Here is a 23,329-nt window from a genome sequence, read left to right on the forward strand (position 1 = left end):
AAACACGTTTTTCATATACATGATCTTAAATCACCTGTTTCAGGTCTTTACATAGCACTTTGCCATTGATATGTTTAATTCATTTCGTTCATAATAGGAGTAACGAAAAACTATCCGAAGAGAGGAGTTCATATAAGAATGGGACAAGAGAAACACGTCTTTTCCATAGATTGGGCCGGCCGCAAGCTCACAGTTGAAACCGGCCAGCTTGCAAAACAAGCAAACGGGGCTGTCATGGTGCGTTACGGAGATACGGCTGTACTCAGCACGGCGACAGCTTCAAAAGAACCTAAAACCGTCGATTTCTTTCCTTTAACCGTGAACTACGAAGAAAGGCTTTATGCAGTCGGGAAAATTCCAGGCGGCTTTATTAAAAGAGAGGGCAGACCTAGTGAAAAAGCGATTCTCGCCAGCCGTTTAATCGACCGGCCGATCCGCCCGCTGTTCGCAGACGGTTTCCGGAATGAAGTTCAAGTTGTCAGCATTGTCATGAGTGTTGATCAGGATTGTTCGTCAGAAATGGCCGCGATGTTCGGTTCATCCCTTGCGCTCTGCGTATCCGATATTCCGTTTGAAGGTCCGATTGCCGGTGTCACAGTCGGCCGGGTCGACAACGAGTTTATCATCAACCCGACGCTTGATCAGCTTGAAAAAAGCGATATCCACTTAGTTGTAGCAGGGACGAAAGACGCCATCAACATGGTGGAAGCGGGTGCCGAAGAAGTTCCCGAACAAATCATGCTTGAAGCGATCATGTTCGGTCATGAAGAGATTAAGCGTTTAATCGCCTTCCAGGAAGAGATCGTCGCTGCTGTCGGAAAAGAAAAAACAGAAGTGGCGCTGTATGAGATCGATGCTGATCTGAAAGAAAAAGTGCGGGGGATGGCGGAAAGCGATTTGTTAAAAGCGATCCAGGTCCATGAAAAGCATGCCCGCGAAGACGCGATCAGCGAAATGAAAAATCAAGTTTTAGCGAAATTTGAGGAAGAAGAACATGATGAAGAAACGCTTAAACAAGTAAAGGATATTTTATCACAGCTTGTGAAAAACGAAGTGCGCCGTCTGATCACCGAAGAAAAGGTTCGCCCTGACGGACGTGCGGTCGATGAGATTCGCCCGCTTTCTTCAGAAGTCGGACTGCTGCCGAGAACACACGGTTCAGGGCTCTTTACAAGAGGCCAGACGCAGGCGCTCAGCATCTGTACACTCGGTGCGCTCGGCGATGTTCAAATTCTGGACGGTCTCGGTGTGGAAGAATCAAAACGCTTTATGCACCACTATAATTTCCCGCAATTCAGCGTCGGGGAAACAGGACCAATGCGCGGACCGGGACGCCGCGAGATCGGGCACGGTGCACTTGGAGAGCGTGCGCTTGAACCGATTGTTCCGTCTGAAAAAGACTTTCCATACACGATCCGCCTTGTCTCTGAAGTGCTCGAATCAAACGGTTCCACTTCTCAAGCGAGCATTTGTGCCAGCACACTTGCCATGATGGATGCCGGGGTGCCGATTAAAGCGCCTGTCGCCGGAATTGCAATGGGCCTTGTCAAATCTGGCGAACATTACACTGTTCTGACAGATATTCAAGGAATGGAAGATGCCCTTGGAGATATGGACTTTAAAGTAGCAGGAACGTCAAAAGGCGTAACCGCGCTGCAAATGGATATTAAAATTGCCGGTCTATCAAGAGAGATTTTGGAAGAAGCGCTCCAGCAGGCGAAAAAAGGCAGAATGGAGATCCTTGACAGCATGCTGAGCACATTGGCTGAATCAAGAAAAGAGCTGTCGCCGTATGCGCCGAAGATCTTGACAATGACGATTAATCCGGATAAAATCCGCGACGTTATCGGACCAAGCGGAAAACAAATTAATAAAATCATTGAAGACACAGGCGTTAAAATTGATATCGAACAAGACGGCACAATCTTTATTGCTTCCACTGACGAAAGCATGAACCAAAAAGCGAAGAAAATCATTGAAGACCTTGTCAGAGAAGTGGAAGTCGGACAGCTTTACCTAGGTAAAGTCAAACGGATTGAAAAATTCGGCGCTTTCGTTGAACTGTTCAGCGGAAAAGACGGTTTGGTCCACATTTCAGAGCTTGCGCTTGAACGCGTCGGCAAAGTGGAAGATGTCGTGAAAATCGGTGACGAAATCCTTGTCAAAGTAACGGAAATCGATAAGCAAGGACGCGTCAATTTATCAAGAAAAGCAGTATTGCGTGAACAGAAGGAAAAAGAAGAACAAAAATCGTAAAACGGTGTCTGTCTTGCTTCTGTCTTAACCATCAAAAGGAAAAAGGAAGCCTGGGAGACCCGGCTTCTTTGCTTTAAGCTGATACAGCCGTTTGAAACCGATCAGTTCTATCTTGTCCTTATCTCACATATTTTGTGGGGAAGGGAGGAAGGATAGGTTGAAAAGAACATTGGTTCGGTTGTCCGTTTTTTTCTTTCTTTTGGTTATTTCATATCAGATGATGAATCATCCATACTCACTCGATTACATAGATGCGATGAAGAAGGATGCGGTGACCGTCGCCGCTCAAAAGGATGAACTGTATCAGGAGCTGGTGCAAAAAGCGCCTGAGTACGAAGCGAAACCGCAAAACGCAAAAATCGATAAGATTTGGAAAGCGATGCCGGGGTATAACGGTATAAAGGTGAACATCGAAAAGTCTTACAAAAAAATAAAAGAGGCTGGCGAATTCAATGAAAAGCTTCTTGTTTACGACCAAGTGAGACCAAAAGTCCATCTGGAGTCTTTAAAGCCTGAGCCGATTTACCGCGGACATCCCGATAAACCGATGGTATCGTTTCTTATCAATGTCGCCTGGGGGAATGAGCATTTGGAAAAAATGCTTCCCATATTGAACAAACATCATGTGAAAGCCACATTCTTTCTGGAGGGCAAATGGGTGAAAAACCATCCGGATCTGGCAAAATCCATCGTAAAGGGCGGCCATGAAATTGGAAACCATTCATACAATCACCCGGATATGAGCAGACTGACGAGAGAACGAATCTCAGAACAGCTGCGGATGACAAATGAACAAATTAAAGAAACCCTCGGGGTCAAACCAAAGTGGTTTGCGCCGCCGAGCGGCAGCTTCCGCAAAGAAGTCGTCGATCAGGCTCACCAAATGGGAATGGGTACGGTGATGTGGACAGTCGATACAATCGACTGGCAGAAGCCGCAGCCGGCCGTTCTGCAGCAACGGGTATTAAGCAAAGTACACAACGGTGCCATGATATTGATGCATCCGACAGATCCAACTGCCAAAAGCCTTGATGCTTTGATTCAAAACCTTCATGAAAAAGGCTATCACATCGGAACTGTCTCACAGCTGCTGAATGAAAAAAGGCTTTTGGTCAAATAGATGCAAGGCCCGTTCGTTGAATAGGAGGAACAGATTTGATTAAACGATATACTTGTCAAAACGGGGTAAGAATCGTATTTGAAAACAATCCCACTGTCCGGTCGGTAGCTATCGGCGTTTGGATTGGAACCGGGTCAAGACACGAAACACCGGAGATCAACGGCATTTCGCATTTTCTGGAGCACATGTTTTTTAAAGGGACAAAAACGCGCACGGCCAGAGACATTGCGGAGTCTTTTGACAGAATAGGCGGCCAGGTCAATGCGTTTACCTCAAAGGAGTATACGTGCTACTATGCCAAAGTTCTTGATGAACATGCAAGCTTCGCTTTGGAAGTGCTCTCGGATATGTTCTTCCATTCATCATTTGACGAGGAAGAATTAAAAAAAGAAAAAAACGTCGTCTTTGAAGAAATTAAAATGTATGAAGACACGCCTGATGATATCGTCCACGATCTTTTAAGCAAGGCGTCATACGGCGGCCATTCCCTGGGCTATCCGATTCTCGGAACAGAGGAAACGCTGGCGAGCTTTGACGGAGATGCCCTGCGCCGCTATATGGACGAATACTATACACCGGACCGGGTCGTGATTTCGATTGCCGGAAATGTTCCTGAAAGCTTTATCAAAGAAGCGGAAAAGCATTTCGGTTCATATGAAGCGAACGGAAAAAGAACAGGAATGGCAAAACCGGAATTTCATCATCAACAAATGACGCGCAAAAAAGATACTGAACAGGCTCATCTCTGCCTCGGGTTCAATGGACTTGAAGTCGGCCACCCCGAAATTTACGACCTGATCGTACTCAACAACATTTTGGGAGGAAGCATGAGCAGCCGCCTTTTTCAGGATGTTCGCGAAGATAAAGGACTCGCTTATTCCGTATTCAGCTACCACAGCTCATATGAAGACAGCGGAATGATGACGATTTATGCGGGAACCGGCGCCAGCCAGCTGCAGCTTCTGTCAGAAACGATCCATGAAACGCTTCGCGTGTTAAAAGCGGATGGCATCACCCCGAAAGAATTGGAAAACAGCAAAGAGCAAATGAAAGGCAGCCTGATGCTCAGTCTTGAAAGCACGAACAGCAAAATGAGCCGCAACGGAAAAAATGAGCTGCTGCTCGGAAAGCACCGGACGCTGGATGAGATTATCGAAAAACTGAACGCCGTCAATCTCGACCGCGTCAACAATCTCGCCAACCGGATGTTTACGGACGACTATTCTCAAGCCTTGATCAGTCCGACCGGAGAACTTCCGAAATAAATGAGAAAAAACATGCTTGTCTTGATCGGCAGGCATGTTTTTTGCTGTTCGTACATACATCATAACAAAAGGGGGTTTTTTTATGAGGCTGAGCGAGCTTTCGGGAAAAGAGATCGTCGATATCAAGCGGGCTGAGCGCCTCGGCGTGCTTGGGCAGACCGACCTTGAGATCAATGAACAGGACGGACAGATCACCGCCCTCATCATCCCTTCGGTGAAATGGTTCGGACTTGGCAGAAAGCAGGGGAATGACATCAGGGTGCCATGGACGCAGATTCAAAAAATCGGAACAGACATGATTATTCTCGATGTTCCTGAAGACAGCGGAATAAAAGAAGAATAGCCGGCGGCAGCCGGTTTTTTTTATTGCCTTTTCAAGGCTGTTCCGCCCTCAGGAAAGGCCGGGCTTTCATCTATTTCACGGGATGTATTTCAATTCACCGCTATTTCCTTTTTATCATATGATGAAATTAGCTTATGGAATTAGATCCTTGTCAAAAAGAAGGTGAATGTTAAAGCCATGTTAACCGGATTGACGATTGCCATCATCGGCGGTGATGCGAGGCAGCTTGAAATCATCCGCAAGCTGACGGAACAGGACGCGAAGGTATTTCTGGTCGGATTTGATCAGCTTGACCACGGGTTTACCGGAGCTACGAAATTAAAATTAAATGAACTGGATTTTGGAGCAATAGACAGCATCATCCTGCCTGTATCTGGAACATCCGCAGCAGGAGCGGTTGCGACCGTTTTCTCAAATGAAGAAGTGATATTAAAGCAGGAGCATTTGGAAAAAACAAAGCCTCACTGCGACATTTATACAGGAATTTCAAATCGTTATTTAGACGGAATGGCAAAAGGGGCGAACCGCCGTCTGATCAAGCTTTTTGAAAGAGACGATATCGCGATTTACAACTCGATACCTACAGTTGAAGGGGCCATCATGATGGCCATACAGCATACCGATTATACGATCCACGGTTCAAACGTCATGGTCCTCGGACTCGGGCGAACGGGAATGAGCATCAGCCGCGCTTTTTCGGCTCTTGGAGCAAATGTTAAAGTCGGCGCCCGCGACTCCGCACATCTGGCCAGAATTATGGAAATGGGACTTGAGCCTTTCCATACAAAAGATCTTGCAGAGCATGTGGAGGATACTGACATCTGCATCAACACCGTTCCAAGTCTCATCCTTGATCAAAAAGCGCTCGCGCGAATGACGCCGAGAACATTAATTCTCGATTTAGCAACCCGTCCCGGAGGCACAGATTTTGACTTTGCCGAAAAACAGGGCATTAAAGCCCTGCTCGCTCCCGGACTTCCCGGGATTGTCGCGCCGAAAACGGCTGGTCAGATCATCGCCAATGTTTTGTGCAACCTTTTATCACAAACAACAACCGACCGAAAGGGGCTGTCATAATGTCGATCAAAGGGAAAAGAATCGGATTTGGCCTTACAGGCTCACACTGTACGTATGATGCCGTATTTCCGCAAATCGAAGAGCTTGTCAACAAAGGGGCGGAAGTCAGACCGATCGTGACGCATACTGTCAGATCGACGGACACACGCTTTGGAGAAGGGCAGGAGTGGGTAAGGAAAATCGAAGAACTGACAGGTTTTGATTGTATTGATTCCATTCCGAAAGCTGAGCCCCTCGGCCCCAAAACACCGCTTGACTGCATGGTGATCGCGCCTTTAACGGGTAACTCGATGAGCAAGCTCGCAAACGCGATGACGGACTCTCCGGTGCTGATGGCGGCGAAGGCGACGGTTCGAAACTCGCGTCCGGTCGTCCTTGGCATTTCCACAAATGATGCCCTCGGCCTCAACGGCGTCAACCTGATGAGGCTGATGACGACAAAAAACATCTTCTTCATCCCATTCGGGCAGGATGACCCTTACAAAAAGCCGAATTCCCTCGTCGCCAAAATGGACCTTTTGCTGCCGGCGGTCGAAGAAGCGCTGTTTCATAAACAAATTCAGCCCGTTCTTGTCAATCATGAGCAATAATTTAAAGATGTAACAAAAAATATCAATCACCCCGGCTCACTTCTATGTTAAAATAAAATGTAAAATGCATAGTCAACCAATCGTTACGACGATTAAGGTGGAAGGAGTTTTACAATTGGGCAGAGGATTACATGTAGCAGTAGTTGGTGCGACAGGCGCTGTAGGACAGCAAATGCTAAAAACGCTAGAAGACAGAAACTTTGAACTGGATAAACTGACTTTATTATCCTCAAAGCGTTCGGCAGGTACGAAGCTGACATTCAAAGGTGAAGAGCATATTGTAGAAGAAGCTAAACCGGAAAGCTTTGAAGGCGTAAACATCGCGCTGTTCAGCGCCGGGGGAGGCGTTTCAAAGGCGCTTGCCCATGAAGCGGTCAAACGCGGGGCGATCGTCATTGACAACACGAGCGCGTTTCGAATGGATGAAAACACTCCGCTCGTCGTGCCTGAGGTTAATGAGGAAGATTTGCATCAGCATAACGGCATCATCGCAAACCCGAACTGTTCGACGATCCAAATGGTCGTTGCGCTTGAGCCGATCCGCAAGGCTTTCGGCTTGAATAAAGTCATCGTCTCAACCTACCAGGCTGTGTCAGGTGCCGGAAATGAAGCGATAAAAGAGCTCTACGGCCAAACGGAAGCAATTTTAAACGAAAAGCCGTTCGAGCCTGAAATCATGCCGGTCAAAAGCGATGAAAAACACTATCAAATCGCATTTAACGCTATTCCTCAAATCGATAAGTTCCAGGAGAACGGGTTTACGTTTGAGGAAATGAAAATGATAAATGAAACGAAAAAGATTATGCACATGCCTGAACTTCAAGTCTCAGCGACATGTGTCAGACTGCCGATTGCAACAGGACATTCGGAATCCGTCTATATCGAAACAGACCGTGACGATGTAACGGCAGAAGATATCAAAAACCTGTTAAAAGAAGCTCCTGGCGTCATCCTTCAAGACGACCCGGCAGAACAGGTATATCCAATGCCTGCCGATGCAGTGGGAAAACGAGATGTGTTTGTCGGACGGGTGCGCAAAGACCTCGACCGGCCAAACGGCTTTCATCTCTGGGTTGTTTCCGACAACCTGCTCAAAGGCGCGGCTTGGAATTCTGTTCAAATCGCAGAAAGCTTAAAAGCTTTAAACTTAGTTTAATGTAAAGATTTCTAACGGGACATTGGAAGAAGAGAGTAAGGCTTTAAACAGCCTGCTCTCTTCTGTTACGTCCGAAATCAACTTGGAGTGAAATAAATTGAAAATCATCGTTCAAAAATTTGGAGGAACGTCTGTAAAGGACGACCGAGGCAGAAAACTCGCTTTAAGCCATATCCAAGGTGCGGTCAATGAAGGATACAAAGCGGTTGTTGTCGTATCGGCGATGGGCCGGAAAGGCGACCCGTATGCAACCGATTCATTGCTTGAGCTGCTATACGGCGGTCAGGATGCGATTACCGAGCGGGAGCAGGATATGCTCTTGTCATGCGGTGAAACGATCTCTTCTGTTGTATTTGCGAGCATGCTTTTGGAAAACGGAATTAAAGCCGCGGCTTTAACAGGTGCACAGGCCGGGTTTTTAACGGATAACCAGCATACGAACGCCAAAATTCTCGAAATGAAACCGGAGCGTCTTGTCAGCATGCTGGCCGAACATGATGCGGTTGTCGTCGCCGGTTTTCAAGGGGCAACTGCAAAAGGCGACATCACAACGATCGGCAGAGGCGGAAGCGATACTTCGGCCGCCGCGCTCGGAGCGGCATTGGATGCGGAATTCATCGATATCTTCACAGATGTCGAAGGCGTCATGACCGCAGATCCGCGAATCGTTGAAAAAGCAAAGCCGCTGCCTGTCATTACCTATACGGAAATCTGCAATTTGGCCTACCAGGGTGCGAAGGTGATCCATCCGAGAGCGGTAGAAATTGCCATGCAGGCAAAGGTGCCGATTCGTGTTCGGTCGACATATTCAAAAGAACCCGGAACACTTGTAACCAGCCACCATACCTCTAAGGCCGGAAGCGATGTGTTTGAGCGGCTCATCACGGGAATCGCCCATGTAAAAGATGTGACCCAGTTTAAGGTTCCGGCAAAAGAAGGACAATATAATGTACAGACCGAAGTGTTTAAAGCGATGGCCAATGCTGGGATCAGCGTTGACTTCTTTAATATTACACCAAGTGAAATTGTATATACGGTCGCCGGAAGCATGACAGACAAGGCGCTCGGGATACTGAAAGATTTGGGCTATGAACCTGTCGTGACGAAAAACTGTGCGAAGGTCTCAGCAGTCGGTGCCGGTATTATGGGAGTGCCGGGCGTCACCTCAAAAATCGTTACCGCCTTGTCGGAAAAAGGCATTCCGATCCTGCAGTCCGCTGACAGCCATACGACGATCTGGGTGCTCGTTCACGAGGAAAATATGGCAACGGCCGTAAACGCTTTGCACGAAGTGTTTGAACTATCAAAATAAATGTGATTGAATCATGATGAGGTGAAAAAAATGAATTTCGGAAATATTGCAACCGCAATGGTTACGCCTTTTGACAAAAATGAAAACGTCGATTTTCAGAAATTGTCAAAGCTGATTGATTATTTATTGAACAACGGGACGGATTCCCTTGTTGTCGCAGGAACAACCGGGGAATCGCCGACACTGTCTGAAGAAGAAAAAGTCGCGCTCTTTCAACATTCGGTTAAGGAAGCAGCCGGCCGCGCACCTATTATCGCCGGTACGGGGAGCAACAATACGAAGGCTTCCATCAAACTGACAAAAAAAGCGGAGGAAGCCGGAGTAGACGCCGTGATGCTCGTTGTCCCGTACTATAATAAACCTTCCCAGGAAGGAATGTACCGCCACTTCAAAGCGATCGCTGAAGAAACATCGCTTCCGGTCATGCTTTATAATGTTCCGGGCAGAACGATGGCTTCACTGGCGCCCGAAACAACGATCCGTCTGGCGGAAATTCCGAATATCGTTGCGATTAAAGAAGCGAGCGGCGACCTTGATGCGATCACGAAAATCGTTGCGGAAACGCCGGACGATTTTGCCGTGTATTCAGGCGACGACAGCTTGACTTTGCCGGCTTTGTCCGTGGGAGCGAGGGGAATTGTTTCCGTTGCATCACACATCATCGGACCGGAAATGCAGGAGATGATGAAACATTATATAGACGGGAATGCGAAAGAGGCAGCCTTGCTCCATCAAAAGCTGCTTCCGCTGATGAAAGGTCTTTTCGCCGCTCCGAATCCGTCTCCTTTAAAGACGGCTCTTCAGCTGAAGGGTCTTGACGTCGGTTCTGTCAGACTCCCATTAATTCCGCTAAATGAAGAAGAGCGACTCCATTTAAGCAGCCTGATGAACAGTTTGTAAAAGGAGTACGGACGAAAACGGTCATTCTCTTTTGGAGGGGATGGCCGTTTGTCATATACATAATGGTTCTTGTTTTCTAAAATTAGATTCAGGTATAATAGGGACAAGTGATGATGGACGGGTACTTAGATTAGGAGGATTACAATTTGAAAAAAAATACAGAAGCTATTAGAATCATCGCCTTAGGTGGCGTCGGGGAGATCGGAAAAAACCTTTATGTCATTGAAATCGACTCTGACATATTCGTGGTTGACGCCGGACTCATGCATCCAGAAAATGAAATGCTGGGAATCGATGTGGTCATCCCGGACATTTCATATTTAATCGAACGAGCTGACCGCGTGAAGGCGATTTTTCTGACACACGGACACGAAGAAAACATCGGGGGCGTTTTTTACTGCCTGAACAAACTATCTGTGCCTGTTTACGGAACGAAGCTGACACTTGCCCTTTTAAAAGAAACGTTAAAGCAGTACGGCTCCAATAAAAAAGCCGATTTAAGAGAAGTCCACTCCAAGTCGGTGATTACATTTGAATCAACGAAAGTATCATTTTTCAGGACAAACCACAGCATCCCGGATTCCGTCGGTGTCAGTTTTAAAACATCTCTCGGATCCATCGTGTGCACTGGGGATTTCAAATTTGACCAAACACCGGTTTTAAATCAGACCAGTGATATCGGTGAAATCGCCAAAATCGGCAACAGCGGTGTCCTGTGTCTGCTTTCTGACAGCGCCAATGCGGAAAAACCGGGCTATACGCCTTCAGAGGCCGTTGTCGGCGGCGAGATTTCCGATGTGATGTATAACGCTGAAAACCGTGTGATCATTGCTGCATTCGCATCAAACTTCAACCGCATTCAGCAGGTGATTGATGCGGCGTTGCAAAACGGCAGAAAGCTTGCGGTTTCCGGAAAAAACATCTCCTCCATTTTGCAGCTTGCCATCAAGCTTGGCTATGTAACGGCTGACGAGGATATGTTCATTCCTGTCCAGGAAGTCAAAAAACATCCGAAAAAAGAAGTCGCCATTTTGACAGGAGACAATCATGGAGAACCGCTGGCTGCATTGACAAGAATCGCAAAACAAGGGCATAAACAGCTTGATATTGAAGAAGGAGATACGGTTTTAATCGCCTCCTCTCCGGTGCCGGGCCAGGAATTGGTCTATTCCAAAGCCGTCGATCTATTGACAAGAGCGGGCGCACAAGTCGTGTTCGCACAAAAGCGCGTCCATGTATCAGGCCACGGTTGCCAGGAAGAGCTGAAGCTGATGCTGAACCTGCTGAAGCCGAAGTATTTAATCCCTGTAAACGGCGAATACAGAATGCAAAAAGCACACTCCAAGCTGGCTGAAGAAATCGGGATGAAGAGAAGCGACATTTTCCTTGTCGAAAAAGGCGATGTTGTTGAGTTCCGCGGCCAAAACGTCAAAATCGGCGATAAGGTGCAATCAGGCAACATCCTGATCGACGGACTCGGTGTCGGCGATATCGGCAACATCGTGCTCAGAGACCGGCGCCTTCTTTCCCAGGACGGAATCTTAATCGTTGTCATTACCCTTGATAAAAAGAAAAAACATCTTGTATCAGGACCCGAAATTATCACGAGAGGTTTTGTCTATGTCAGGGAATCAGAAGAGCTGATCGTTGAAGCGACAGAGCTTGTCAGGGAAATCGTGAAAGAAAGCACGGAAAACGCAGTCGTCGAATGGTCTGCGCTAAAACAGACGATGCGCGACGCATTGAATCAATTCTTATATGAAAGAACGAAACGAAAACCAATGATCATCCCAATCATCATGGAAGTATAAAACCAAGAGGATCCCTCTTGGTTTTTTACATTGTATGAAAAAACCGCCACTGTCCATAATACAAAAGAAACTCGAGAAAGAGGTGAACCAGATGGACTCAAACCCGATACAAAACGGGGACGGCCAAGGGGAGCAGCCGGCCAAACAGGACGGAAAAGACAATCTCGTCAACAAAATTCAGCAGCTTGGCCAAACGTCGCTTCCGCAAATGGGACAGGACTCAAACATCCACTGCCTGACCATCATCGGGCAAATTGAAGGTCATGTTCAGCTTCCTCCCCAAAATAAAACAACAAAGTATGAACACGTGATTCCCCAGATTGTCGCAGTTGAACAAAATCCTAAAATCGAAGGGCTCCTCATCATCTTAAATACTGTGGGCGGTGATGTTGAAGCGGGATTGGCGATAGCGGAAATGCTGGCGTCCCTGTCAAAACCGACCGTGTCAATCGTGCTCGGCGGCGGCCATTCGATCGGTGTTCCAATCGCGGTTTCCTGTGATCACAGCTATATCGCTGAGACCGCGACGATGACGATCCATCCGGTCAGACTGACAGGACTAGTCATCGGTGTTCCGCAAACATTTGAGTACCTTGATAAAATGCAGGAGCGGGTCGTCAACTTTGTCACAAGCCATTCAAATATTTCCGAAGACAAGTTTAAGGAATTGATGTTTTCCAAAGGCAATCTGACGCGTGACATCGGAACAAATGTCGTCGGAAAAGATGCGGTCGAATACGGGTTGATCGACGAAGCGGGCGGCGTCGGACAGGCGATCAACAAGCTCAATGAATTGATTGAACAAAACAGCGGCGGCGAAGAAAGGATGATTCAATGATCCTATACACGACCATGCCGCAGGAAGTCATTTTCGCCGGACAGTCGGAAGGGACGAACTTAAAGCATATAGAAGTTAACGGCATCCCGCTCCTCGTCGAATTGAACGGAGAAGAAGCCCGGGTGGTTCAGGTACTCAGCACAAATCCGATGGATTTTTTAAAACAGGAAACGGCGCCCGGACAAACGCTGAAGCTGACATTTTATAAATAGCTGAAGTGTCGCAAGGATAAATATGCTATAATAGGGGAATCCAGAGGTAAAATTGCAGCCGGAAACAGGCTGCTTTCTCTTTGTTTTAACATTTTTTACAAAGCAGTAAGGTGATGGAGCATGGCAAAAAGAAAACGAAAATCGAAAAAGAAACAAAAACAGGTCAAACGGATAAATCTCAAATTTGAATTGTACGGTTTAATTTGCATCGCCATCTCGATTATTGCGATTCTGCAGCTTGGCGTAGCAGGTCAAACGTTCATTTACATGTTCCGTTTTTTGGCGGGCGAGTGGTTTATTCTCTGTCTGCTTGCTCTCTTTCTAACAGGCGTTTCACTGTTTTGGAAGAAAAAAACGCCTAGCTTTCTGACGAGAAGGAAAGCGGGGCTTTATTGCATCATTGCAAGCCTTTTGCTTCTTTCCCATGTACAGCTGTTTCAGCATTTGGCGGAAAGGGGCATGATCCAGTCTCCAAGCGTGATCCAGAACACGTGGGAGCTGTTTATGATGGATGTGGAAGGCAAGGCGGGCTCTCCTGATCTCGGCGGCGGCATGATTGGAGCGGTGCTGTTTGCGGCATCATATTTTCTGTTCGCATCTGCCGGATCCAAAATCATCGCCATCTTTCTGATTCTGATCGGTCTTTTATTGATCACCGACCGTTCGCTGCAAGAGACGCTGATCAAATGGACGGCCCCGGCGGCGTCATTCATTAAAGATCAATGGCGCGCATTTCTGGCCGATCTGAAGCAATTAAAAAGCCATACAGCGAAAAAGAAATCAGGAAAAAAACGAAAAACGCAGCGGAAGCGAAACACTGCTGAGGAGTCCGGCCTGGAGCCTGAACCCGCAGCTGATCCCGATCCGGTGATTCAATCGGAACCGATCATCTCAAGCTTTTCCGACCGTGATGAACAACCGGAGGTGCAGGCTTATGAAGCACCCGAGCCTGCGGAGGCGGATCCTGAACCGATGCCTTCAGAGAGCCTTGAAACCGCTCCGGAGATTGCGTTTACAGAGCTTGAAAACAAAGACTATCAGCTGCCATCCATCAGTTTATTGGATGATCCGAAACATACCGGCCAGCAAACCGACAAAAAAAACATCTATGATAACGCCAGAAAGCTTGAGAGAACGTTCCAAAGCTTCGGAGTCAAGGCGAAGGTGACACAGGTCCACCTCGGTCCGGCCGTGACAAAGTATGAAGTCTATCCGGACGTCGGCGTCAAAGTGAGCAAGATTGTCAATTTAAGTGATGACTTGGCGCTCGCCTTAGCCGCCAAGGATATCCGCATCGAAGCGCCGATACCCGGAAAATCGGCGATCGGAATCGAAGTGCCGAATGCCGAGGTCGCGATGGTTTCGTTGAAGGAAGTGCTTGAATCCAAGCTCAATGACCGTCCCGATGCAAAGCTGATGATCGGCCTTGGCCGCAATATATCGGGAGAAGCGGTGTTGGCTGAATTAAATAAGATGCCGCACCTTTTAGTCGCAGGTGCGACGGGAAGCGGAAAAAGCGTCTGTGTCAACGGCATCATCACAAGCATTTTAATGAGGGCCAAACCGCATGAAGTGAAGATGATGATGATCGACCCGAAAATGGTCGAACTGAATGTGTATAACGGGATTCCCCATTTGCTCGCGCCTGTTGTGACAGACCCGAAAAAAGCTTCTCAGGCTTTGAAAAAGGTCGTCAATGAGATGGAACGGCGCTATGAGCTGTTTTCTCACACGGGAACGAGAAACATTGAAGGGTACAATGATTATATTAAACGGATGAATGCATCAGAAGAAGCAAAACAGCCGGAGCTTCCATACATTATTGTGATTGTGGACGAGCTTGCCGATTTGATGATGGTCGCTTCCTCCGATGTTGAAGACTCCATCACAAGGCTGTCGCAGATGGCCCGCGCTGCCGGAATTCATCTGATCATTGCGACGCAGCGTCCGTCAGTCGATGTCATCACCGGTGTCATTAAAGCCAATATTCCGTCAAGGATTGCCTTTAGCGTTTCTTCGCAGACAGACTCGAGAACGATTTTGGATATGGGAGGAGCTGAGAAGCTTCTCGGAAGAGGGGACATGCTGTTTCTGCCTGTCGGAGCCAACAAGCCGCTTCGCGTACAAGGGGCCTTCTTATCCGATGAAGAGGTCGAAAAAGTCGTTGACCATGTCATTACACAGCAAAAAGCTCAATACCAGGAGGAAATGATTCCTGAAGAAACGTCAGAGACGCTCAGCGAAGTGACGGACGATCTTTACGATGAAGCGGTCGCTCTTGTCGTCAGCATGCAGACGGCATCGGTCTCCATGCTGCAAAGAAGATTCCGCATCGGCTACACACGGGCCGCCCGGCTGATTGACGCGATGGAGGAAAGGGGAGTCGTTGGTCCTTATGAAGGATCAAAGCCCCGGGAAGTCCTCATGTCTAAAGAACAATATGAAGAGCTCTCTTCCTAGGTGGAAGAGAGCTCTGTTTAAAATAAAAACATTATGTAAACTAGTGCATGATAAAACGTCTATTTATTTATTTGACAAAACATGATATAGTTATCCTCAATTAAAGGTATTTTGAATCTGATCTGGTCAGACGGAGGGAAAACATGTCGATTAAAGCTGACAATCAACATTTATGTCTAAAAGTGATTGATCGGATAAAAGATGATATTCAAAATGGCGTCTACCGCGAAAATGAACAGCTCCCCTCTGAATTCGAGCTGTCTAAAATGTTGGGCGTCACGAGAGCGGCTCTCAAAGAAGCGCTCAGAATCCTCGAAGAAGAAAACGTCCTCATCAGAAGGCATGGCGTCGGCACTTTTGTGAACGCCAAACCTTTGTTTCTCTCAGGTATTGAGCAGCTGAACAGCGTGACGAAAATGATCGAACAGGCAAACATGACACCCGGAACCATTTTTATGTCCTCACAGGTGACAGACCCGACGGAAGAAGATATGCTCTGCTTTCAGCACCCTGAAGATAGCGACATATTTTTGCTTGAGCGGGTGAGAACGGCAAATGGATCACCTGTTGTCTACTGTCTAGATAAAATTCCGACGTCGATTTTGCCGAAAGGCTTTTCACATGAACAGGAATCGATGTTTGAATGGCTGGAGAACAAATCGGGAGCAGTCATCAGCTATGCGGTTGCCGACATTGTGCCAATCGGCTACCATGATACGGTCTCGCAAATCCTTGAGTGTGATCCGGAAACCGCTCTTTTATTGTTGAAGCAGATTCATTATGATCAAAATGACAGGCCGGTACTATATTCATTAAACTATTTCAGGGCTGATAAATTCAGGTTTCACGTCGTCAGAAAACGTTTTTGATAAAGACAGGCGCTAAAGATAGGCGGCTGTTTTTTGCTGTGCCTACATAAACTTACCTGCAGCAACCCATACTAATGGATGGAAATCCTAATGAATTGGGTGAAAAAAGGTGAGCAAAAAAAAAGGTGTTAAAAGCATTGTCGCGCTGTCGTCTGTCCCGCTTGTCATGACGCTCGGCAACTCGATGCTGATCCCGGTTCTGCCGGTGATTGAAAAAAAACTAAACATTTCTTCGTTTCAAGTGTCTTTGATCATCACGGTTTATTCTATTGTTGCGATTATATGTATACCGATAACAGGCTATTTGTCCGATAGGTTTGGCAGAAAAAAGGTCATGCTTCCATGTCTTGTCATTGCCGGAGCGGGAGGCGCTCTCGCAGGCTTTGCTGCACCTTTTTTCAAAGAGCCGTATGCGATGATTTTGGCTGGGCGGGTGCTGCAAGGCATCGGTTCGGCAGGTGCCGCTCCGGTCGTCATGCCGTTTATCGGCGATTTGTTTCAAAACGATGAAGACATCAGTGCGGGACTTGGCGACATCGAGACGGCAAACACCGCCGGAAAAGTATTGAGCCCGATCTTAGGGGCTTTTTTAGCATCATGGGTCTGGTTTATGCCGTTTTGGTTTATTCCCGTCGTGTCGCTCGCCAGCTTTTTTCTCGTGCTGTTTTTTGTCCCGAAGCCGAAGGAAAAAGGCGCCGATTCGAAATCTTTTATAGATTTCTCAAAAAATGTTCAGCAGATTTTCAAACGGGAAGGGCGCTGGCTGGTGTCCATCTTTTTGATCGGCGGGATCATCATGTTTCTTTTATTCGGGGTGCTGTTTTACCTCTCCGACAATCTGGAGAAAAAATATCAGATTGACGGGATCATAAAAGGAGCGCTGCTCAGCATTCCGCTGCTGTTTCTCTCCGTCAGCTCTTACCTTGCCGGAAAGCTGATCGGAAACAATAAAATCAGAATGAAAATATGCGTTCTCATCGGGATGATCCTGCTTGCCCTGTCTTTCGGGGGATTATGGTGGAACCACAGCTTTTATCCGCTGTTTTTATTTATGACGGTCGGAGGCATCGGCATCGGGGTCGCCCTTCCTTCGCTTGATGCTTTGATAACAGAGGGGATTGAAAAAGAAGAACGCGGAACGATTTCGTCATTTTACAACAGCATGCGGTTTATCGGAGTGGCACTCGGACCGCCGGTATTTGCTTACATGATGACGAATGCCGACCGGTTGATTTTCATTGTGTCTCTTCTTTGCAGCCTCGCCGCTGTCGCTCTCGTGCTCTTTAACATTGATCCGAAGAAAGATGAGAATGAAGCGGTCAAAACGGTGTAAATCTGCACCGTTCTTTTTTTGGCGAGGTTTTTAGTTTCCTTAAATCTCCTCCAGTTGATATAATTACAACCAAACGGCCTGAGAAGCATATGGTCGAATCGGGTCATAATACATAATATAAAAAGGACGAAGGAGGTTCTTCATGACATATCTGAATGAAATAAAAGGAAAACATCGCGGGGTCACAAGCCATATCGTGAAGACGGAAAAGTTTAAAACCGTTTCCATTACTTTTAAAATGCTCGCCCCTTTAACAAAAGTAGACGTGACTAACCGGGCTCTTTTTCCGCATGTGCTCCTGCGGGGAACAAGCAGGCATCCGAAAACGGCTGACCTCAGGACGTACCTTGACGAGCTTTACGGCACTTCTGTATCGGCTGACCTCTCCAAAAAAGGGGAACAGCACGTCATTACGTTCCGCCTGGATATCGCCAATGAAAAATATTTAAAGGACCAGACGCCGCTTTTGGAAAAAGGAATGGAGCTTTTGTCCGACATTATTTTTTCGCCGGCGCTTGAGGGAGGGGTTTTTAAACCTGATTATGTCTCCCAGGAGAAACGCACATTAAAACAAAGAATTCAGGCCGTCTACAATGATAAAATGCGCTACTCGAACCTGAGGCTTATTCAGGAAATGTGCAAAGATGAGCCTTACTCCCTGCATGTGAACGGAGAGCTTGATGATGTGGACGGCATCACGCCAGAGAGCCTGTATCAAGCGTATACTAAGGCAATTGCGGAAGATCAGCTCGACATTTACGTCGTAGGGGATGTTGACGAAAACCAAGCCGATCAGTACATTGCAAACTATTTCAAAACGAAAGAGCGAAGTGCACCGGCAGCCGCCCAGATCGAGCGCAATCACACGCCGGAGCCAAGGGAAGTTGTTGAGGATGCGGATGTCAAACAGGGCAAGCTGAACATGGGCTTTCGGACCAACACGTTTTTTACAGACGATGACTATCCGGCACTGCAGCTTTTCAACGGCCTGTTCGGCGGCTTCTCCCATTCCAAGCTGTTTATGAATGTCAGAGAAAAAGCGAGCCTTGCCTATTATGCGGCCTCCAGAATCGAAAGCTTCAAAGGGCTTTTAATGGTCATGTCAGGTATTGAAGTCGCCAATTATCAAAAAGCCGTCGACATCATCAAGGAACAGTTCCAGGAGATGAAAAAAGGCAGCTTTACGGAAGAGGCGATCAGCCAGACGAAAGCGGTCATTAAAAATCAGATTCTTGAAACCCTTGATACACCTTACGGCTTAGTCGAATTCATTTATCAGCAGGCTGCCGCCCAAACCGAATTTTCTTTGGAGGAATGGCTTGACCGGATTGACAATGTCACCAAGGACGAGATTGTTGAGGTCGGTCAGAAAATCGAATTGGATACAACGTACTTTCTGAAAGGGACGGAGGGAGCATCTTGACGAAAACGATTGAATTTGAACAGCTGAAGGAAACGCTATACTATGAAAAAATGCCCGGCGGACTTGATGTATACGTACTTCCAAAAGAAGGATTTAACAAGACATACGCTGTATTTACGACAAAGTACGGCTCAATTGACAATCAGTTTGTCCCGCTCGGAAAAGAAGAAATGGTCCGTGTGCCTGACGGCATCGCCCATTTCCTCGAGCATAAGCTGTTTGAAAAAGAAGACGGCGATGTCTTTCAGCATTTCAGCAAACAGGGGGCTTCAGCCAACGCTTTTACCTCCTTCACGAGAACGGCGTATCTTTTTTCAAGCACTTCAAAGGTTGCAGATAATCTTGAAACACTCGTCAATTTTGTGCAGGACCCTTATTTCACGGAAAAAACGGTTGAAAAAGAAAAAGGCATCATCGGCCAGGAAATCAATATGTACGATGATAACCCGGATTGGCGTCTTTTCTTCGGTCTGATCGAAAACATGTATAAAGAACATCCCGTCCGGATTGACATCGCCGGCACGATCGAAAGCATTTCACACATTACGAAGGATCTCTTGTATGAATGCTATGAGACGTTCTATCACCCGAGCAATATGCTCTTGTTTGTCGTCGGACCGGTCGACGCGGAAGCGATCATCGGTCAGGTCCGCAAAAACCAGGAAAACAAACCGTATACGGATCAGCCTGAAATCGTCCGCAAAGAAGTGGATGAGCCCGCCGCAGTATACCGAAAAGAGCAGGAAATCAAAATGAATGTTCAAAGCTCGAAATGCATGGTCGGCTTAAAAAGCGTCAATCCCCGAAATACTGGAGACGACCTCTTAAAACATGAACTGACCATGAACTTGATTCTTGAATGTCTGTTTGGCAAAAGCTCTGCCGATTATGAAAAAATTTATGAAAAAGGCTATATTGACGAGACATTCAGCTACGACTACACGGAAGAGCACGGCTTTGGCTTCGCCTCTGTCGGCGGCGACACCCCTGAGCCCGATCAGCTTGCAGAAGAACTGAAACAGGTGTTCTTCAAAGCCAAAGAGACGATCACGGCTGAAAAACTCGATTTGGCGAGAAAGAAAAAAATCGGTACATTCCTAAAATCGATGAACTCGCCTGAATACATCGCCAATCAGTTTACACGGTACGCATTTTTGGAGACGAGTCTGTTCGATATTGTCACCGTTCTCGAGTCGATCACGCTCGAAGACGTCCACAAGGCAATAGAGGAAGAAATAGAAGAGGACAGGATCACCGTCTGCAAAGTCGTTCCGAAATCATAATACACACCGGAAAGTTCAGCATGGAAAGTCTTTGTGCTGAACCTTTCTTTTTTGAACGGAAAGGGTGGAACCATTGTCAAAATTAGCTCTTGTCACCGGCTCAAGCGGGGGAATCGGCCAAAGCATCAGCGAAAAGCTGGCCGAGAGCGGCTTCGATTTGCTCCTTCATTACAACGCGAACAAACAGGCGGCCGTTTCCTTAAGCGAAAAACTCGTTGATACATACGGTGTTCACACGGAAATCATTCAAGGTGATCTGTCCGCGCCTGACGGTGTACAGGCTGTTTCCGCCTCAATCGGCGGACGGGCGCTTGACGCTGTCGTCTTAAACAGCGGGCAAAGCTTTCACGGACTTGTCACAGACATGTCCGACGAAGCTGTCCAGGACATGGTGCAGCTTCATGTATCAAGTCCGTTTCTTTTGACGAGAAACCTTCTGCCGGCCATGCTTCGCAAAAAAGCGGGCGCAATCGTTGCGATCAGCTCCATCTGGGGCGAAACCGGAGCATCCTGTGAGGTGTTATACAGCATGACAAAGGGGGCGCAAAACCTGTTTGTCAAAGCCCTCGCAAAAGAGCTTGCCCCAAGCGGGATCAGGGTCAACGCCGTTTCACCGGGAGCGGTCAAGACAAAAATGATGGGGGCTTTCTCCCAAGAGGAGGAAGAGATGATTGCAGAAGACATCCCGATGGGCAGGCTTGCAGCCCCGGAAGAGGTGGCGGACGCCGTTCTCTTTCTTCTTTCAGAAAAAGCGTCCTATATCACCGGTCAGATCTTATCGGTGAACGGCGGCTGGCATTGTTAAAAACATGTATAGTTTCTCATCCCTCCGAGAATAATAAGCCTGTAACTTTAAGAGAATGGAGGGGCCTGATATGTCCGTACTGGATAATTGGGATCAGTGGAAAAACTTTTTGGGCGACCGTCTCAACTACGCCCAAGCAAAAGGAATGTCAAACGAAACCATCTCGGATCTTGCTTATGAGATCGGCGATTACTTAGCCGGTGAGGTCGATTCAAAAAACCATCAGGAAAGAGTGCTCGCCGACCTGTGGAGCGTAGCTTCAGAAGAAGAGCAGCGCGCCATTGCGAACGTTATGGTCAAGCTTGTTGAAAACAACAGCTCACATTAAGGAGAGAGTGTGTTCACTCTCTCTTTTTTATAGGTTCGAACGGCTTGGCCGTTATACTTGGATTCAAAGCAACCGCGACGCCGTGTTTCCCGATTTTGGGAAACGGACGTTTTTCTTATTTAATCACAACATTCTGCTTTCTAATTAAGACAAAATGCTTTATGATAAAGGAAGGTAAATTTTTGCCACGATGATGGATAGGGAGGTTATCATTTGGCAAAGCTCGAATGGTACTTAGAATATGAAATCCAAGTCAACCGTCCCGGACTTCTGGGAGATATATCCTCTTTATTGGGGATGCTTTCAATCAATATTGTGACCATTAACGGCGTTGATACTTCAAGAAGGGGCCTTTTGTTAAAATGCCGTCATATAGATCAGATTAAGCGCCTGGAATCCATTTTGAACACGATGGAAACGATTAAAGTGACGAAGCTGAGAGAACCGAAATTAAGAGACCGTCTCGCTGTCAGACACGGCCGCTATATTCAGCGGGATGCCGATGATAAAAAAACGTTCCGTTTTGAACGCGCCGAGCTCGGCCTGCTCGTCGATTTTATGGCCGAATTGTTTAAAAAAGACGGGCACAAGCTGATCGGGATCCGCGGGATGCCCCGCGTCGGCAAGACGGAGTCGATCGTCGCTTCAAGCGTATGTGCGAGCAAAAGATGGCTTTTCGTATCATCTACACTTTTGAAGCAAACGATCAGAAGCCAGCTGATTGCCGATGAGTACAGTCCGGAGAATGTGTTTATACTGGACGGCATTGTCTCGACCAGAAGGGGATCTGAGCGCCACCTGCAGCTCGTCAGCGAAATTATGCGGCTTCCCGCGACCAAAGTTGTCGAGCATCCGGATATTTTCGTGCAGAATACGGAATATACGATGGATGATTTTGATTACATTATCGAATTGCGTAACAGCCCTGACGAGGTTATTACATATGAACATGCCGAGGAACCGCAAATGTTTGACCATTCTGGTTTTTCCGGTTTTGATTTTTAAAATGGAAGGTGTTTGTTGTGACTGAACTAGGAAATCGGCTGAAAGAAGCCAGAGAGGAAAAAGGGATGTCATTGGACGATCTTCAGGCGGCGACAAAAATCCAAAAACGATATTTAACAGCGCTTGAAGAAGGAAACTATGACGTTATTCCGGGGAAATTTTATGTAAGAGCCTTTATTAAACAGTATGCGGAAGCTGTCGGACTGAATTCAGAGCTCTTATTTGAAGAGTATAAAAAGGATATCCCCAATTCCTACAATGATGAGGTTTCTGATAAGCTATCTTCGATCAAGCCGCAGAGGGAACTTCCGAAGTCTGCGTCAAAAGCGCTTGAACTTCTGCCCACACTGCTTGTCTCGGCCGGGGTTATCGTTGTCGTTGTGATCATTTACGTCATCATCCAGGCCGTAAACGGCGGCGGCAATCAGCAGTCCGCCGAACAGCCAAAAACAGAAGAGTCGCAAAGCAAGTACGACGTCTCCAAGGATTCGCCGCTGACAAAAAAAAATCAGAAAGATGAAGATGCTCAGCAAAACAGCGGGGAGAAAAAAACCGATTCAGCGTCAGACGAAAAGAATGAGCTGAGCATTAAAGCCGCAGGCAGTGAAGGATCTTCCACAACATATGAAGTATCCGGCGCCGACAAGCTTGAGCTTGAGGTCAAAGCAACGGCGGATTCCTGGGTAAGGGTGCGGGATGCGAAAGGAAGCTCCCTTAAAGAAGGAATGATGAAAAAAGGGGAAACCTTTAAGAAAAATATAACCGATCAGGAACAGGTTGATCTGCGGATCGGATATGCGCCAGGCGTTGAAATAAAAATCAACGGAGAAGCTCTTTCCTACGAACTTGATCCTAAATCGGTGATGACGCAAAACATAACGATTCAAAATAAAAAGGAGGAAAAGTCATCTTAAATGCCGGATGACTTTTTCTTGCGTCCATC

Annotated in this window: 21 protein-coding genes; all 21 read left to right on the plus strand. The window is 47.1% G+C overall.

Annotation, left to right across the window (positions count from 1 at the left end; all coding sequences use genetic code 11):
- Positions 1-138 precede the first annotated feature (138 nt).
- The 21 genes from pnp (at position 139) to P3X63_RS09590 (ending at position 23,300) form a co-directional block, all read left to right on the plus strand.
- Positions 139-2,256 (plus strand): polyribonucleotide nucleotidyltransferase, encoded by a 2,118-nt coding sequence (gene pnp, locus P3X63_RS09490; RefSeq protein WP_026587013.1) that lies wholly within the window; start codon positions 139-141, stop codon positions 2,254-2,256.
- A 217-nt stretch (positions 2,257-2,473) separates the two neighbouring features.
- Complete coding sequence (locus P3X63_RS09495) at positions 2,474-3,376, plus strand: polysaccharide deacetylase family protein (protein WP_236251261.1); 903 nt, start codon at positions 2,474-2,476, stop codon at positions 3,374-3,376.
- Positions 3,377-3,411: 35 nt separating this feature from the next.
- Positions 3,412-4,641: a M16 family metallopeptidase gene (locus P3X63_RS09500; protein WP_277692768.1), complete on the plus strand. Its 1,230-nt coding sequence runs from the start codon at positions 3,412-3,414 to the stop codon at positions 4,639-4,641.
- Between the two features lie 82 nt (positions 4,642-4,723).
- Positions 4,724-4,984 carry a YlmC/YmxH family sporulation protein gene (locus P3X63_RS09505; RefSeq protein WP_026587016.1) on the plus strand — a complete coding sequence of 87 codons (261 nt, stop codon included), beginning with the start codon at positions 4,724-4,726 and terminating at the stop codon, positions 4,982-4,984.
- 177 nt (positions 4,985-5,161) lie between these two features.
- Positions 5,162-6,061 carry a dipicolinic acid synthetase subunit A gene (gene dpaA / locus P3X63_RS09510; protein WP_026587017.1) on the plus strand — a complete coding sequence of 300 codons (900 nt, stop codon included), beginning with the start codon at positions 5,162-5,164 and terminating at the stop codon, positions 6,059-6,061.
- Entirely contained in the window at positions 6,058-6,651 is a 594-nt protein-coding gene (gene dpaB, locus P3X63_RS09515) for a dipicolinate synthase subunit B (protein ID WP_277692911.1), read from the plus strand. The genes dpaA and dpaB overlap by 4 nt, the downstream gene beginning before the upstream one ends.
- Positions 6,652-6,766: 115 nt before the next feature.
- On the plus strand, positions 6,767-7,807 hold the full coding sequence (asd, locus tag P3X63_RS09520) for an aspartate-semialdehyde dehydrogenase (RefSeq protein WP_026587019.1): 1,041 nt from the start codon (positions 6,767-6,769) through the stop codon (positions 7,805-7,807).
- Between the two features lie 97 nt (positions 7,808-7,904).
- Positions 7,905-9,119, plus strand: coding sequence for an aspartate kinase (gene dapG / locus P3X63_RS09525; protein ID WP_026587020.1), 1,215 nt, complete (start codon positions 7,905-7,907; stop codon positions 9,117-9,119).
- 30 nt (positions 9,120-9,149) lie between these two features.
- Positions 9,150-10,019 (plus strand): 4-hydroxy-tetrahydrodipicolinate synthase, encoded by an 870-nt coding sequence (gene dapA, locus P3X63_RS09530; RefSeq protein WP_026587021.1) that lies wholly within the window; start codon positions 9,150-9,152, stop codon positions 10,017-10,019.
- Between the two features lie 146 nt (positions 10,020-10,165).
- Complete coding sequence (gene rnjB / locus P3X63_RS09535; RefSeq protein WP_026587022.1) at positions 10,166-11,830, plus strand: ribonuclease J2; 1,665 nt, start codon at positions 10,166-10,168, stop codon at positions 11,828-11,830.
- A gap of 91 nt (positions 11,831-11,921) precedes the next feature.
- Positions 11,922-12,668 carry a ClpP family protease gene (locus P3X63_RS09540; RefSeq protein WP_026587023.1) on the plus strand — a complete coding sequence of 249 codons (747 nt, stop codon included), beginning with the start codon at positions 11,922-11,924 and terminating at the stop codon, positions 12,666-12,668.
- The gene (locus tag P3X63_RS09545; RefSeq protein WP_277692769.1) at positions 12,665-12,880 is read left to right on the plus strand and encodes a YlzJ-like family protein; all 216 of its coding nucleotides are present in this window, start codon (positions 12,665-12,667) and stop codon (positions 12,878-12,880) included. The genes P3X63_RS09540 and P3X63_RS09545 overlap by 4 nt, the downstream gene beginning before the upstream one ends.
- Before the next feature lie 120 nt (positions 12,881-13,000).
- Complete coding sequence (locus P3X63_RS09550; RefSeq protein WP_077736828.1) at positions 13,001-15,340, plus strand: DNA translocase FtsK; 2,340 nt, start codon at positions 13,001-13,003, stop codon at positions 15,338-15,340.
- A 143-nt stretch (positions 15,341-15,483) separates the two neighbouring features.
- Positions 15,484-16,209: a GntR family transcriptional regulator gene (locus P3X63_RS09555; protein ID WP_026587026.1), complete on the plus strand. Its 726-nt coding sequence runs from the start codon at positions 15,484-15,486 to the stop codon at positions 16,207-16,209.
- A 109-nt stretch (positions 16,210-16,318) separates the two neighbouring features.
- On the plus strand, positions 16,319-17,542 hold the full coding sequence (bcbE, locus tag P3X63_RS09560; RefSeq protein WP_077736827.1) for a bacillibactin exporter BcbE: 1,224 nt from the start codon (positions 16,319-16,321) through the stop codon (positions 17,540-17,542).
- 142 nt (positions 17,543-17,684) lie between these two features.
- A complete protein-coding gene (gene yfmF / locus P3X63_RS09565) occupies positions 17,685-18,965 on the plus strand; it encodes an EF-P 5-aminopentanol modification-associated protein YfmF (RefSeq protein WP_026587028.1) in 1,281 nt (426 codons plus the stop codon).
- Positions 18,962-20,248, plus strand: coding sequence for an EF-P 5-aminopentanol modification-associated protein YfmH (gene yfmH / locus P3X63_RS09570; RefSeq protein WP_026587029.1), 1,287 nt, complete (start codon positions 18,962-18,964; stop codon positions 20,246-20,248). Before yfmF ends, yfmH begins: the two co-directional genes overlap by 4 nt.
- Positions 20,249-20,321: 73 nt before the next feature.
- A complete protein-coding gene (ymfI, locus tag P3X63_RS09575) occupies positions 20,322-21,053 on the plus strand; it encodes an elongation factor P 5-aminopentanone reductase (protein WP_277692770.1) in 732 nt (243 codons plus the stop codon).
- A 70-nt stretch (positions 21,054-21,123) separates the two neighbouring features.
- A complete protein-coding gene (locus P3X63_RS09580; RefSeq protein WP_026587031.1) occupies positions 21,124-21,381 on the plus strand; it encodes a DUF3243 domain-containing protein in 258 nt (85 codons plus the stop codon).
- 213 nt (positions 21,382-21,594) lie between these two features.
- Positions 21,595-22,386 (plus strand): YmfK family protein, encoded by a 792-nt coding sequence (locus P3X63_RS09585; RefSeq protein ID WP_026587032.1) that lies wholly within the window; start codon positions 21,595-21,597, stop codon positions 22,384-22,386.
- Positions 22,387-22,403: 17 nt separating this feature from the next.
- Positions 22,404-23,300, plus strand: coding sequence for a helix-turn-helix domain-containing protein (locus P3X63_RS09590; RefSeq protein ID WP_277692771.1), 897 nt, complete (start codon positions 22,404-22,406; stop codon positions 23,298-23,300).
- The last annotated feature ends 29 nt before the right edge of the window (positions 23,301-23,329 follow it).

Source organism: Bacillus sp. HSf4 (assembly GCF_029537375.1).
In the GTDB taxonomy this organism is placed as follows: domain Bacteria; phylum Bacillota; class Bacilli; order Bacillales; family Bacillaceae; genus Bacillus; species Bacillus sonorensis_A.